9 protein-coding genes and 1 pseudogene are annotated in these 13,862 nt (G+C 73.8%); 3 read left to right on the top strand and 7 right to left on the bottom strand.

The features are described 5' to 3' along the window. Window positions 1-28: 28 nt before the first annotated feature. Window positions 29-1,579, bottom strand: a complete 1,551-nt coding sequence (locus ACGF0D_RS36865; protein WP_392923910.1) for a DUF4192 family protein — start codon at window positions 1,577-1,579, stop codon at window positions 29-31. Window positions 1,580-1,807: 228 nt separating this feature from the next. On the opposite strand from ACGF0D_RS36865, the gene ACGF0D_RS36860 reads away from it, so the two are divergent. Both ACGF0D_RS36860 and ACGF0D_RS36855 read left to right on the top strand, forming a co-directional pair. Further along, window positions 1,808-4,003: a RecQ family ATP-dependent DNA helicase gene (locus ACGF0D_RS36860; protein ID WP_392923907.1), complete on the top strand. Its 2,196-nt coding sequence runs from the start codon at window positions 1,808-1,810 to the stop codon at window positions 4,001-4,003. A 442-nt stretch (window positions 4,004-4,445) separates the two neighbouring features. Beyond that, on the top strand, window positions 4,446-5,099 hold the full coding sequence (locus tag ACGF0D_RS36855; protein WP_392923942.1) for a hypothetical protein: 654 nt from the start codon (window positions 4,446-4,448) through the stop codon (window positions 5,097-5,099). A gap of 176 nt (window positions 5,100-5,275) precedes the next feature. On the opposite strand, the gene ACGF0D_RS36850 is transcribed toward ACGF0D_RS36855, so the two are convergent. The 3 genes from ACGF0D_RS36850 to ACGF0D_RS36840 form a co-directional block, all read right to left on the bottom strand. Beyond that, on the bottom strand, window positions 5,276-5,932 hold the full coding sequence (locus ACGF0D_RS36850) for a hypothetical protein (RefSeq protein WP_392923905.1): 657 nt from the start codon (window positions 5,930-5,932) through the stop codon (window positions 5,276-5,278). 100 nt (window positions 5,933-6,032) lie between these two features. Next, window positions 6,033-6,731 carry a ribonuclease HII gene (locus tag ACGF0D_RS36845; RefSeq protein ID WP_392923902.1) on the bottom strand — a complete coding sequence of 233 codons (699 nt, stop codon included), beginning with the start codon at window positions 6,729-6,731 and terminating at the stop codon, window positions 6,033-6,035. Between the two features lie 106 nt (window positions 6,732-6,837). After that, a complete protein-coding gene (locus tag ACGF0D_RS36840) occupies window positions 6,838-7,389 on the bottom strand; it encodes a TetR/AcrR family transcriptional regulator (RefSeq protein WP_392883679.1) in 552 nt (183 codons plus the stop codon). Window positions 7,390-7,863: 474 nt separating this feature from the next. On the opposite strand from ACGF0D_RS36840, the gene ACGF0D_RS36835 reads away from it, so the two are divergent. Then, the gene (locus tag ACGF0D_RS36835; protein WP_392883678.1) at window positions 7,864-9,411 is read left to right on the top strand and encodes an MFS transporter; all 1,548 of its coding nucleotides are present in this window, start codon (window positions 7,864-7,866) and stop codon (window positions 9,409-9,411) included. A 314-nt stretch (window positions 9,412-9,725) separates the two neighbouring features. Here ACGF0D_RS36835 and ACGF0D_RS36830 read toward each other — a convergent pair. From ACGF0D_RS36830 to ACGF0D_RS36820, 3 genes and pseudogenes are all read right to left on the bottom strand, one after another. Beyond that, a pseudogene (locus tag ACGF0D_RS36830) lies at window positions 9,726-10,859 on the bottom strand (DUF4153 domain-containing protein); the annotation flags it as partial. A 740-nt stretch (window positions 10,860-11,599) separates the two neighbouring features. After that, window positions 11,600-12,592, bottom strand: coding sequence for a carbohydrate ABC transporter permease (locus ACGF0D_RS36825; RefSeq protein WP_392923899.1), 993 nt, complete (start codon window positions 12,590-12,592; stop codon window positions 11,600-11,602). Beyond that, window positions 12,589-13,701, bottom strand: a complete 1,113-nt coding sequence (locus ACGF0D_RS36820) for a carbohydrate ABC transporter permease (RefSeq protein ID WP_392923896.1) — start codon at window positions 13,699-13,701, stop codon at window positions 12,589-12,591. Before ACGF0D_RS36820 ends, ACGF0D_RS36825 begins: the two co-directional genes overlap by 4 nt. Window positions 13,702-13,862 lie beyond the last annotated feature (161 nt).

Genomic DNA, 13,862 nt, shown 5'->3' with positions numbered 1-13,862 from the left:
TCGGGCCGGCGCCGCGGCGCCGAGCGGCTCAGTGCGCACGGTGGCCTCCTCTCGCCGCCCGTCGGACACCCCGGCAGCGGTGGAGGCCGGTGCGGGCCGCGGCGGGCGCGCAGGCCGCGGCCCGGCCGAGTCGCAGGCCCCGGGCGGACCGCTCCCCGGCCGCCCGGGCGTGCCGGGGCGCCGCGGCCCGCCCGGGCGCCGACAGCAGGCCCACCGCCGCCCCGGCTCCGCCGCCCGCCGACTCCGGGCCTTCGGGGCCGGACGGGGCGCCCGGGCCCGGATCGGCCGGCGCCGGCACCGTGGACGAGCCCTTCCGCCGACCGCCCCGCCGGTGCCGCCGACCGCCGGCGGACCGCCCGGTCCGCTCCTCGGGGACACCACCCGCCCCCGGGGCAGCGGGCCCGGAGCCCGCTTCGTCACGGCACGGTGCACCCTCGGCGCCAGGAACTCCGCCCGCCGGAGGCCTCGGTCCGTCGGCCGGGGCCTGCGGACCTGGCTCCTCGCGCCGGCGCCGCTGCGCCTCGACGGCGGCCAGCAGGCCCTGGGGCGTCATGCCGTCGTTGAGCGACTCGTACAGCAGATCGGCCAGCAGGTAGCCCGGGGCGAGCCCCAGGACGTGGCCGAGCACGACCCTGGCCGTCGCCGTGTCCCCGGCGACCCAGGACGTCCAGGCCAGCAACGTCAGCGGGGCCACCGCACAGCCCTCGTACGGCGCCACGGCCCGCCGGGCGAGAAAGCGCCAGAGCCGCTCCGCCGGGGCCAGCTCGGCGGGCCGGGCGTACTCGACGCCGCGGTCCCGCACCAGGCGGTCGCGCAGGGCGAGCAGCAGCTGGGCCGTCCGCTCCGCGTCCAGCTCCCGGGCTCCGGCCCGGAACTCGGCGACGGCCTGGTCGAGCAGGGCGATGCGCTGCTCCCTGGCGAGGGCGTCCACGGCCTCGACCCGGGCGAACGCCTCCCGCTGGACCTCGGCCTCCGGCGGACCGATCGGGGCCAGCCCGCCGATGATCGCCTTCCGGCTGCCGCGCGGCACCAGCCCGGCGACCGTCGCGGCGGCGGCCGCCGGACCGGGCTCGGGGCTGCGCCGCACCGGATTGCCCGCCGCGTCGCAGCACCCGTCACCGCGGCAGAGGAAGGACCACCAGCGACCGTCCGAGACGCACAGCGACTCCTTGACGGCCACGCCCCGGCGTCCGAAGGCCGCCCGGAGCGCATCCGCCAGCGGCCGCAGCCCGTCCACCATCGGCGGAGCGTGCGCCGCGCCGCGATCCTGGCAGAGGTAGAGCAGCACCTGGAGCGGCCGGGCCCCGTGCCGCTCGGAGAGGGCGATCAGCAGGGCGGCCGTCTCCTCCGCTGCGGCCGGCCACTGCTCGGGCGAGCGCGGCAGGTCCGCCCGGATCACCCCGCCCTGGTGCAGGCCGGGGCCGTGGAGCCCCACCGCGACGATGCTGTCGTCGGGGTAGAAGCCCAGGAAGTAGGGAAGCAGCTCGGCCATGTCGGCCGGACCGCGCATGACGACCGGCCGGTGGTCGGAGGCCGGGCCGAGGGACAGAATGACGTGTTCGTTGTTCATCGCGTTCATGGCCGCAAGAGTGGACGCAATGCGCGAAAGATGCCGGACCCGACTTTTTTCTGTGGATAACCCCGCCCCCGAATTTCTCTTCACTCATTCGGAGCAGGCGACACGCCCTCCCGAGAGTGATTTTTGACTTCCGTTCAGCCGACCAGCGGATGAAATACACCCCGCCTTCCCCGTCCTCTCCTCCCCCGCATTCGTCGCTTGTCGGCGGTACGGGGTTACATGGACGCCATGCAGCAGCCCGACATCCACACCACCGCCACCGCCGACCGCGCCGAGGTCCGGGCGCGGGCCGAGGCCGTCCTGCGCGAGCTCGCCGGCCCCGGAGCCACCCTGCGCGAGGACCAGTGGACGGCCATCGAGGCCCTCGTGGTCGACCGCCGCCGTGCCCTGGTCGTCCAGCGCACCGGTTGGGGGAAGTCCGCGGTCTACTTCATCGCCACCGCCCTGCTCCGGGCCCGCGGCGCCGGGCCGACGGTGATCGTCTCGCCGCTGCTCGCCCTGATGCGCAACCAGGTCGAGTCCGCCGGCCGGGCCGGCATCCACGCCCGCACCATCAACTCGGCCAACACCGACGAGTGGGCCGCGATCCAGGACGAGGTCGCCACCGGGAAGGTCGACATCCTGCTGGTCAGCCCCGAACGGCTGAACAACCCGGACTTCCGCGACCAGGTGCTGCCCGAGCTCGCCGCCTCCACCGGCCTGCTGGTGGTCGACGAGGCCCACTGCATCTCGGACTGGGGGCACGACTTCCGCCCCGACTACCGCCGGCTGCGCACCATGCTCGCGGACCTGCCGCCCGGCGTCCCGGTGCTGGCCACCACCGCCACCGCCAACGCCCGGGTCACCGCCGACGTCGCCGAGCAGCTCGGCACCGGCGCCACCGACGAGCACGCCCTGGTGCTCCGCGGGCCGCTCGACCGGGAGAGCCTCACCCTCGGCGTGCTCTCCCTGACCGACCCGGCGCACCGCCTCGCCTGGCTGGCCGACCACCTCGACCGGCTCCCCGGCTCGGGCATCGTCTACACCCTGACGGTGGCCGCCGCCGAGGAGGTGACGGCCTTCCTGCGCGAGCGCGGCTTCCCGGTGGCCTCCTACTCCGGCCGCACCGAGGACGCCGAGCGCCGCACCGCCGAGGCCGACCTGCTGGCCAACCGGGTCAAGGCACTGGTCGCCACCTCCGCGCTCGGCATGGGCTTCGACAAGCCCGACCTCGGCTTCGTGGTGCACCTCGGCTCGCCCAGCTCACCGATCGCCTACTACCAGCAGGTCGGCCGAGCCGGGCGCGGGGTGGACCGGGCCGAGGTGCTGCTGCTGCCCGGGCGCGAGGACGAGGCGATCTGGCGCTACTTCGCCTCGCTGGCCTTCCCGCCCGAGGAGCAGGTGCGCCGCACCATCGACGCGCTCGCCGAGGCCGGCCGGCCGCTCTCCACCGCCGCCCTGGAGCCCCGGGTGGACCTGCGCCGGGCCCGGCTGGAGACCATGCTCAAGGTGCTCGACGTGGACGGCGCCGTCCGCCGGGTCAAGGGCGGCTGGACGGCCACCGGCCAGAGCTGGGAGTACGACACCGCCCGTTACGCCAAGGTCGCCGCCTCCCGGGAGGCGGAACAGCGGGCGATGCGCGACTATGCGGCCGGCACCGACTGCCGGATGGAGTTCCTGCGCCGCCAGCTGGACGACGAGCAGGCCGCGCCCTGCGGCCGGTGCGACAACTGCGCGGGGCCGCTGCACACCCCGGACGTCTCCGCCGAGACGCTGGCGGCCGCCCGGGCCGCGCTCGGCCGGCCGGGCGTGAGCTTCGAGCCGCGCCGGCTCTGGCCCACCGGGATGGACGCGCTCGGGGTGCCGCTCAAGGGCCGGATCCCGGTGGGCGAGCAGGCGGAGACGGGCCGGGCGCTCGGCCGGCTGTCCGACATCGGCTGGGGCAACCGGCTGCGCACCCTGCTCGCCGACCAGGCGCCGGACGTGCCGGTGCCCGGCGAGGCGGTGGACGCCCTGGTGGCGGTGCTCACCGACTGGGCCCGCGGTCCGGGCGGCTGGGCCGGGCCCGCGACGACGGAGGGCGCCCGGTTGGAGCGGCCGGTCGGCGTGGTGACGATGGCCTCCTCGGCCAGGCCCCGACTGGTCGGCAGCCTGGGTACGCGGATCGCCGAGATCGGGCGGCTCCCGCTGCTCGGCCGGATCGAGTACGCCGGCGGGCTGCCCCCGCACGGCGCCCGCAGCAACAGCGCCCAGCGACTGCACTCGCTGGCCGGCGCACTGGTCCTGCCGCCGGAGGTGGAGCAGGCGGTGGCGGCCGCCGGCGGGCCGGTGCTGCTGGTGGACGACCTCGTCGACTCGGGCTGGACGGTGACCGTGGCCGCCCGGCTGCTGCGCCGAGCGGGGGCGAGCGCGGTGCTGCCGCTGGTGCTGGCCGTGCAGGGGTGACAGGGCGGCGGAAAGCCGCCGCGGGAACCCTCCGGCCCGGGAACCCTCCCTCACCCGAATGGCCTAACAGAAAGGATCAGGCGAAGCGATTTCGATCACACCGGTCGAACGGCCCGAGAAAGGAGCGATCGCATGCCCATGACGGTTCACCCTGCCCTCCGGGCGTTGTGGATCAAGGCCTGGCGGCAGCTCCGGAGCGTTCGGTCGGCCGGGGAACATATCCGACAGACCATGGGCTATCGGGTGGCGTTCATCATTTCATCGTTGCCGCTCTGCCCCCGATGCCCCGAGAATTGGGAGGTACCCGAAATCCGGTCCGCTGGACCCGCCGTTCGGCGTACCCAGGCACCCGCCTGCCCCCGGGCCAGGAAGGAGGATCGTGATCAACGGTATCGACCGAGGTCAGCATCCCTTCTCCGGGAGCCCGGCACCCAGACGGGTACTGGACCTGGAGGTGTGGACCGCCTCGGGGATCCCGTTGCTGCGCGACCCCCGCGAGTTCGTCCTGGAACTGCACCAGCGCCACCTGCCGCAGCCCTGCACCGTCGTGATCGCCGTCCTGGACGCGCTCCACCGCCTCGTCGCCTCGGCCTCGTTCACCCCCTGGCCGCACGACACCGACGGCTGGCAGCACCGGAACGCGCTGCTGACGCACCTGCGCCGGATCATCCCGCACGACCTGCGGCTGCCCGAGCCGACCCGGACGGCCGTGCTGCTGCGCTGCCGCGACGGCGCGCCCGGCTGGACGGAACAGGACGGCGCCTGGATGTGGGCGCTGCGGGACTCGTCCGTGCTCCACGGACTGCGCTGCGGCGCGTACATCGGCCTCACCCCGGCGGGCTGGCAGGTCCTCGGGGACGGGCGGGGCGGACGCAGGCCACACGCGGGCTCGTGGGCCGACGGACCGGTGCACACCGTGACGGAGCTGCCACCGCGCTCGGTGCTGGACACCCCACGCGGCCAGCGCACCCTCCAGTCGGCGGCCGACCAGGCCAAGCTCGGCGAGGACGCGGCACGCTCCCCGCAATCCAAGCCCCCGTGGGCCACGGGGCGGGTCGCGGCGGCCGAACCGACCCGTCGCACCGGTACGCGCTGACTCCGCAGGGCTGCCGAACCCGCCGAGCCTCCAACCGTCGGCCATGGAGCACCAGCTGCCGACTATCGGGCCACCCGCCGGCTGCCGACCGCCGGCAACCGACCACCGAGCGCCGTGGGACGGACTTCGGGCCCGGCACCGTACGGCGGCACCGGGCCCGAAGTGGACGACTGGGGTCAGGCCTTGACCGGGCGGCCGGGCGCGACTCCGGCCGTATCCACGGCTGCCGGGCCGGCGTCGCCGCAGACCACCAGCAGCGCGGCCGCGTGGCCGAGCGCCTTGGTGTACGCCTCGGCGGCACGGGCGGACGATCCGCCGTTGGCCACCAGGACGACCACCTCGCGGCGGACCGGGCGGGTCAGCGCGGCATCCGCGTAGAACACGTCCCCGCCCTCCGCGAGCTGCGCCCAGTAGCGCTCCTCGCCGAAGGAGAGTTCGTGCTGCTGCCAGGGGTGTGCCTCGCCGACCGTCAGCACCAGGATGTCGCCCGGGTTGCGCCCGGACTCCAGCAGCAGGTCGACCGCGTCATCGGCGCGCTCCACCGCCTGCGCCGGGGTGGCGGCGATCCGCTGGACCTCCACCTGCGGTGCGGCGGCGGGGGCCGGGCGGCGCGGTGCCGGCCCGGGCTTGGGGATCAGTTGCGGCGGGCCCGGACGGGCGGCACGCGGCGGGACCGGGCGCGGGGGCGCCGAACGGGGGCCGGGCACCGAAGCCGGGGCGGCGACGGTGGTGGGTGCGGTGGCGGGGGCTTGTGCGTCCGACTCGCGTGGGAAGGGAACGCCGGGGCCCGGGAGGCTCTCGTGAATCTCCGACTCCTCGGGGAAGACAGGCATACCCGGATATCTATCAAATGCCGGTCGGACGCGCACGGGCGCCCCACCCATCGGGCACTGCTCTCCCGCCGCCCTCTCCCAGGCAATTCCAGACGGAACGTCAGAAACCGAGCGTCAACTGTTCGTCGGCGGACCCCTGAGCGTCGCCCACACCTTCCCGAACGCGCTTGAGGTGACGCCACTTCGGCAGTGCGTCCAAGTAGGCCCAGGAGAGTCGGTGGTGCTCGGTGGGGCCGAACTCCTCCAGTGCGGCGCGGTGCACCGGGGACGGGTAGCCGGCGTTGTCCGCGAAGCCGTACTCCGGGCACCCCTCGCCCAGTTCGGCCATCAGGCCGTCGCGGTGGACCTTGGCGAGCACCGAGGCCGCGGAGACGCAGATGCAGGACTGGTCGCCCTTGATCACCGTGCGCACCCGCCAGGGGCCGCCGAGGTAGTCGTGCTTGCCGTCCAGGATCACCGCGTCGGGTTCGACCGGCAGCGCCTCCAGCGCGCGGACGGCGGCCAGCCGCAGCGCCGCCGTCATCCCGAGTTCGTCGCACTCCTGCGGGGAGGCCTGCCCGAGCGCGTACGCGGTGACCCAGTCGGCGAGGACGGGGGCGAGGGCGCGCCGGCGCAGTTCGGTGAGCAACTTGGAGTCGGTCAGCCCCTCCGGCGCCTTGCGCAGGCCGGTGACGGCCGCGCCCACCGTGACCGGCCCGGCCCAGGCCCCGCGCCCGACTTCGTCGAGCCCGACGACGATCTTGGCGCCGGCCCGGCGCAGCGAGCGTTCGACGGAGTGCGTCGGGGGGACGATGGGCATGGCGTAATCCGTTCAGCGGGGGCAGCCTCCAGCCTAAGCCCGGCCCGCGACCGCCGGATCCGCCTCCCCGAGCCCAACCGTGGCCGACTCGGACCCCGCGGCCGACTCAGACCCGGATCATCGGCTCCAGCACCTCGTCCACCAGCCGGTCGGCGAATCCCGGCCCCATGCCCTCCAGCCCGCGGATCTTGACCTGGTAGAGCAGCATCGCCGGGATGACGTCCGCCACCAGCGGGGTGGCCGCGCCGGGCCGGACGTCGCCGCGCTCGGCCCCGCGGCGCAGGATCTCCAGGATGGTCCGCGCTGTCGGCTCGATGACCCGGTCGTTGACGAAGGCCTTGAAGACCTCGGCCCGCTCGTGGTCGATCTCGCCCATCAGCGCGTTGAGCGCGGCGCCCACCCGGGAGGTCATCGCCTGCGTGAACCCCGCGACGAGCTCGCGGAGTTCGTCACGGGCGGACCCGAGGTCGGGGGTGTCGTAGGGCCGTGGGAGAGTGGCGTCCAGGGCGTCGATGACGAGTTCGTCCTTGGACGCCCAGCGTCGGTAGAGCGCGGCCTTCCCGGTCCGCGCCGCGCCGGCGACGCCTTCCATGGTCAGCCGCGCGTATCCGCCGGAGGTGAGCTGGTCGAGCGCGGCCTCGAAGATCGCGTTCTCCAACTCCTTCCCCCGGCGCCGGGCCGGTCGCGTCAGTGCCTGGTGGGCGACCCGCACCGGACAGAAGGCCGGTGCGGCACCCGACCCCGAGCCCGTCCCGGCATCGGATCCGGCGCCCGCACCGGCCGCCGCCTCTCCGGACGACGCCCGCCCCGCCGCGACACCCACCGCAGCACCCGCCACGCCACCCGCCGCAGCGCCCGCCGCACCAACCACCGCGCCGCCCGGCGCCCCGTCGAGCAGCCCACCAAGCGGCCGACCGGACCGGTCCGCCACCAGGCGCCGCACCAACCGCTCCATCGCCACCGCCACCATCCTTAAGGAACGCTTGCGTTCACAATCACGACCGGGATATCGTCCCCGACTAGTGAACGATCCCGTTCCTTCCCGGCCTGCGCAAGGGCGCAGCGCCACACCCGGACCGGCGACTCCGCCGAACCCGCACCACCGAGCACGTAGCCAGCAGGGGGCACATTCGTGGCTATCTCCGACACGCTCAGCAAGAACGCACCACCGCGGACGACCCAGGGGCGGGGCAAGGGCATCACCCTGACCGTCATCGCGGCCACCCAGCTCATGGTGGTCCTCGACGCGACCATCGTGAACATCGCACTGCCGCACATCAGGGACGCCCTGGGCTTCTCGACCACCGACCTGTCGTGGGTCATCAACGCCTACACCCTGACCTTCGGCGGGCTGCTGCTGCTCGGCGGTCGCGCGGGTGACATCCTCGGCCGCCGCCGGGTGTTCATCTTCGGCACCCTGCTGTTCGGCCTGGCCTCGCTGCTCGGTGGCTTCGCCCAGGACAGCAGCCTGCTGCTGGCCGCCCGCGCGCTCCAGGGCATCGGTGGCGCGATATGCTCCCCGACCGCCTTCGCCCTGATCGCCACCAACTTCGACGAGGGGCCGGAACGCAACAAGGCGTTCGGTGTGTTCTCGGCGGTGGCCGGTTCGGGCGCCGCGATCGGCCTGCTGGCCGGCGGCCTGCTCACCGAGTACCTGAACTGGCGCTGGGTGTTCTTCGTCAACGTGCCGATCGCGATCCTGATCGCGATCGCCGCGCCGCGCTACATCGCGGAGTCCGAGCGCCACCCGGGCCGCTTCGACCTGCCCGGCGCACTCACCTCGACGCTCGGCCTGGTCGGCCTGGTCTACGGGTTCATCCGGGCCGCCTCCGACGGCTGGTCGGACGGCATCACGCTCGGCTCCTTCGCGGCCGGCGCGGTCCTGGTCGCCGCCTTCCTCGTGGTCGAGAGCCGCACCGACCAGCCGATCACCCCGATGCACCTGTTCGCCGACCGCAACCGCACCGGCAGCCTGGTGATGATGCTCTGCCTGGCCGCGGCCATGTTCGGCATCTTCTTCTACGTCGTGCTGTTCGTGCAGGGTCCGCTCGGCTACAGCCCGCTGAAGGCCGGTGTCTCCTTCCTCCCGATCAGCGTCGCGATCATCATCGCCGCGCAGATCGCCTCCAACCTCCAGGCCAAGTACGGCCCGAAGCCCTTCATGGCCGGCGGCGCGCTACTGGTCACCGTCGGCCTCACCTGGCTGACCCAGATGAGCAAGGACAGCGGCTACCTGGACGGGGTGCTCGGCCCCACGGTGGTGTTCGGCTTCGGCATGGGCCTGATCTTCGTCCCGGTGATGCTGATCTCCGTCGCGGGCGTCCCGGGCGAGGAGACCGGCGCCGCCTCCGGCCTGCTCAACTCGATGCAGCAGATCGGCGGTTCGCTCGGCCTGTCGATCCTGACCACGGTCTTCGCGCACTACGCCACGGCCGAGGCCGCCGTACAGCTGCCGAAGTTCATGGAGAGCGCCAAGCCGGAGCAGCTTGCCTACCTCCAGCAGCACCACGAGTTCCCGCAGGGCACCGATGCCGCGAACACCGTGCTCACCGAGGGCATCTCGCACGGCTTCATCGTGGGTGCCGCGCTCGCCGCCGTCGCCCTGCTGGTCGCGGTGTTCGCGATCAAGGCCAAGGCCGGCGACCTGCCGAGCGACTCCTCCGCCGTCGCGATGCACTGACACCGTCGCGACGTGGCGACACCGCCACAAACCACCACGCCCAGGGCCGGCCGGGAGCAGCACGCTCCCGGCCGGCCCTGCCGCTGTCTGCGGGCCCCGCCCCCGGGTCGGCCTACAGGTCCTCGTACGCCAGCCCCGCCCGGTCGCAGGCCGTGCGGGGCTGGCGTGGAGTCCACCGGCGGCCGCTGCGCCAGGATCCCCCGGGCCCGGGCGGCGGCGAGGTTGGTCGCGTACCAGGGCCGCGACTCCCCTTCCAGCTCCTGTCCGATCAGCTGCAGCGCACAGCTCCGCTGCGGCTCGGGGAGGCGCTCCAGGGCGGACACCGCGTCCGCCGAGAGCCGGCGGACGTTGCGCAGGTCGATGGCCGCGCCGTGCGGGTCGGTCTTCAGGGCCTGCTCGTACCGGGTGACGTTCTGCTCGGCGACGATCGCGTCCGGGCCCATCAGGCCGTAGACCGCGACGGTGAGCATCCCGCTGAGGACGACGACGCGCGGCAGCCAGCCGGCGCGGCGGGTCAACCCGGCGGCGATCAGCAGCAGGAAGACCACGCCCAGCCAGACCTCGACCACCAGCACCCAGAGCCGCAGCCGGGTGAGCCCGGAGGCGTCCACGTAGAACCACATCCGGCCGAGCGCCGAGGCGACGACGGCCAGTGCCAGCAGGCAGAGCAGCCCGAGCAGGATCCGCGCCAGCTGGTGGTCGGCGGCGGTGGTGCGCGGCGCCCAGCGCTTGGCGACCGCCACCACGACCAGCGTCAGCACGGTGATCACGCTCAGCTGCCAGAACCCCTGCCGGGCGTACTCGGAGCGGCTCATCCCGGTGTTGCTCAGCACGGCGTCCGCGCCGCCGAGCACCACCACGGCCTGGATCACCGCGAAGACGCCGAACATCAGGTTGAGCGCGACCAGCGGCAGCGCCCACTCCAGTCGGCGCCGCTCGCGGCCCGGCCGGATCGCCGTGCGGTCCCAGCGGCGCGGGCCGGCGGCCATGTGCGCGAAGCCCAGCGCCGTCGCCGTCCCGAGCACGAACAGCACGGCGCGCCCAGGGAGCCGCCCGAGGTCGAGGTCCGGGCTGAGGTTGCCCAGCAGGTCCGCCATGGCGGCGTCGGCGCTGGCGAACAGCAGGCCGAAGACGGTCAGCAGGACGGCGGCGACCGCGAGCGCCTTGAGTACCGGGACGATCCGGCCCCGGCCGGGCAGCCGGCGCCCCTGCACGCTGGTCCAGGCCCACCTCACGGCGGGCACCGGCTGCCAGAGCAGACCGGGCAGGGCGAACAGGACGCCGGCCCAGCGACGGCCGCCGTGCAGGGCCAGTGAGGCCAGCGCGAGCGCGCCCCCGGCCGCCAGCAGCGCGGGCCAGCCGGCGTCCCACCACGCGGGGACGACGAGCAGGGCGAGGGCGAGCAGGCTCCAGACGGCCGTCCAGGGCCGGATCCGACGGCCCGCCACCCGGGCGGCGAACCCGGCCCCGACGGCGGTGGCGGCGCCGCAGACCAGCAGGTTGACGCCCAGGCCGTCGAACAGCAGCCAGGCCGTCAGCAGACCGGTGAACAGGGCGGCCAGGACGACCCGGGGCGTGGCTCCCGCCCGACGCTCGGGGTCGCTGACGCGCAGCCACGTGCCGACCGAGGGCGCCGGCGTTCCGGGCACCGGCGTTCCGGGCACCGGGCCCCGGCCCGGCCCGGCCTGCCCTGCGGGCCGGGGCCCGCCGCGCGGTAGGGACCGTGCAGGTCGTACGGGCCGTACGGGTCATACGGGTCGTACGCACCGTACGGGTTGTGCGTCTCGTTCGACCCAGGCGCCTCGGCCGACCCAGGCGCCTCGGCCGCACCCGGCGACGCGATCGACCCCGGCGCCCCGGATACACCTGATGCCCCGGACGCACCCGGCGCCTCGCTCGCACCCTGTGCCCCGGAGGGGCCCAGAGAGTCGGGCGACCCGGCCGAACCGAGCGGCCCGGAGGAGTCGGGAACGCCGGAAGGGCCGGACGAATCGGATGGCACAGGCGCGGAAGGGCCGGACATGAGTCCCCCTCAGTGATCGGCGGGCATGCGGAGGCCACCCCACGGGCGGTCCGCCGGCGGGCGCGTTCGGCGCCCCGGCCGCTGCCGACTGTAGACCATTCTGAACAAGTTCAAAAGTTGAGTCTGAACGCGTTCAGAACCGCCTCGCGAGCATGGACTCCCCGGCTACCCCTTCACCGACCCGGCCAGCAGTCCCCGGACGAAGTACCGCTGGAGGCTGAAGAAGACGATCAGCGGCACGATGATCGACAGGAACGCCCCGGCCGTGAGCAGCTCCCAGCGCCCGCCGAGCGAACCGGACAGCTGCGCCAGCCGCACCGTCATCGGCGCCACCTCCGGAGTGCCGCCCGCGAAGGTCAGCGCCACCAGCAGGTCGTTCCAGACCCACAGGAACTGGAAGATCGCGAACGAGGCCAGCGCCGGGGTGCACAGCGGCAGCACGATCGAACGGAAGATCTTGAAGTGCGAGGCGCCGTCCACCACCGCGGCCTCCATCAGGTCGCGCGGCAGCTGGGCGATGAAGTTGTGCAGCAGGAACACCGCCAGCGGCAGCGCGAACATGGTGTGCGCCAGCCAGACCGGCGCGTAGCTGCCCTTCAGGTCCACCGCCGGGATCAGCGTCAGCGGCCCCAGGTGCGCGCCGCCGGAGAACAGCCGCAGCAGCGGGATCAGCGCCATCTGGAGCGGCACCACCTGGAGCGCGAACACCGTGAAGAAGACCACGTCGCTCCCCCGGAACCGCACCCAGGCCAGCGCGTACGCCGCCATCGCCGCCAGCATCAGCGGGAAGACCGTCGCCGGGACGGCGATCGCCAGCGAGTTGACCAGGAAGGGCATCAGGCCGGTGGAGACGCCGGGCCCGCCCTCGAACAGCACCGAGTGGTAGTTGTCGAGGCCGAGGTCCGGGTGGACGAGGGCGGTCCACCAGCCGCTGTCGGTCACGTCCTGCTTGGGTCGCAGCGAGGTCACCAGCAGGCCCAGCGTCGGGATCGTCCAGAGCACCGTCATCGCGATCACGAACACCGAGGCCAGCGGACTGCTGAAGGCCTTCCGCATCGGCTGCACCGGCCTCACCTCGCGCGGCGGCTCCACCTCCCGCAACGGCTCCGCCGGCCGCGCCGGATTCGCCGCCCCCTCCCGGCCGTCCGTCCCGGTCACCGGACCTCACGCTCCTTCCGCAGCTGCACGATGTTGTAGGCCACCAGCGGCAGCACCGCGACGAAGAGCAGCACCGCGAGGGCACTGCCGCGACCGGAGTTGAACTGCACGAAGGACTGCGAGTACATCTCGTTCGCCAGCACCTGGGTGCCGAAGTTGCCGCCGGTCATGGTGCGGACGATGTCGAAGGCCTTCAGGGTGATGAGCAGGACGGTGGTCAGCACGACCAGCACCGTGCTGCGGATCATCGGCACGGTGACGTACCAGAACAGCCGCGCCCCGCTCGCACCGTCCAGCCGGGCCGCCTCCACCACCTCCGCCGGGATCGCCTTGATCGCCGCCGACAGCACCACCATCGCGAAGCCGGTCTGCACCCAGACCATCACCGCCATCAGCAGGAAGGTGTTCAGCGGCTGCGAGAGCAGCCAGTTCGGCGGATCGTCCCAGCCCACCGCGACGGCGAGCCGGCTGAGCAGGCCGATCTGCGGCTGGCCCGGCCCGCGCGACTCGTAGACGAACTTGAAGATGATCGACGCGCCGACCAGCGAGATCGCCATCGGCATGAAGATCAGCGACTTGTAGACCGACTGACCGCGCATCCGGTCCACCAGCAGCGCCAGCACCAGTCCCAGCCCGGTCGCCACCAGCGGTACGGCCACCAGCCAGAGCAGCGTGTTGACCAGCACCTTCTGCACCGAGTCGGAGGTGAAGGCCCAGCCGAAGTTCTCACCGCCGACGAACCGGGTGCCGTCGTCGTTCTGGAGGCTGAGGTAGACCGTGCGGACCAGCGGCACCACCAGGCCGACGGCCAGCAGCAGCACCGCCGGACCGAGGAACACCGCGACCGCCAGCGGACGGGCCAGCCGGCCCCGGGCCCGTCCGGCGACCAGGAAGACCACCAGCAGGATGCCGAGGAAGCCCGCGACGGCGCCGAAGGTGTTGCCGAACTTGATCGCCGCGTCGTTCCAGGAGCCGGCCGCCAGCCTGTCGACGACCAGCCCCTCGGCGGCCGACCCACCGACGGGCGAGGGGAACCCGGGCGAGGGAAATCCGGGCGAGGAGAATCCGAGCGAATGGAACCCGGGCGAAGGGAATCCGGGTACGGACATGGCTGCGCGTCCCTTCGGGCGTGGTGGGAAGGGGGCGGGGGGGGGGGGGGGGGGGGGGCGCCCCCCCCCCCCCACCCCGGCCCCCGGGGGGGGGCGCCCCGCCGGCGCTGCCGGCGCCCCGCGGCCGGGGGGGGGGGGGGGGGTGGGTGGGTCAGCCCCCC

The sequence above is a fragment of the Kitasatospora sp. NPDC048298 genome, assembly GCF_043201465.1.
Classification (GTDB): domain Bacteria; phylum Actinomycetota; class Actinomycetes; order Streptomycetales; family Streptomycetaceae; genus Kitasatospora.
This window is presented reverse-complemented; position numbering and strand designations above follow the sequence as displayed.

Coding starts and splice junctions, on each gene's coding strand:
- ACGF0D_RS36865 (WP_392923910.1), bottom strand. CDS start 1,579: ATGAACGCGATGAACAACGAACACGTCATTCTGTCCCTCGGCCCGGCC.
- ACGF0D_RS36860 (WP_392923907.1), top strand. CDS start 1,808: ATGCAGCAGCCCGACATCCACACCACCGCCACCGCCGACCGCGCCGAG.
- ACGF0D_RS36850 (WP_392923905.1), bottom strand. CDS start 5,932: ATGCCTGTCTTCCCCGAGGAGTCGGAGATTCACGAGAGCCTCCCGGGC.
- ACGF0D_RS36845 (WP_392923902.1), bottom strand. CDS start 6,731: ATGCCCATCGTCCCCCCGACGCACTCCGTCGAACGCTCGCTGCGCCGG.
- ACGF0D_RS36820 (WP_392923896.1), bottom strand. CDS start 13,701: ATGTCCGTACCCGGATTCCCTTCGCCCGGGTTCCATTCGCTCGGATTC.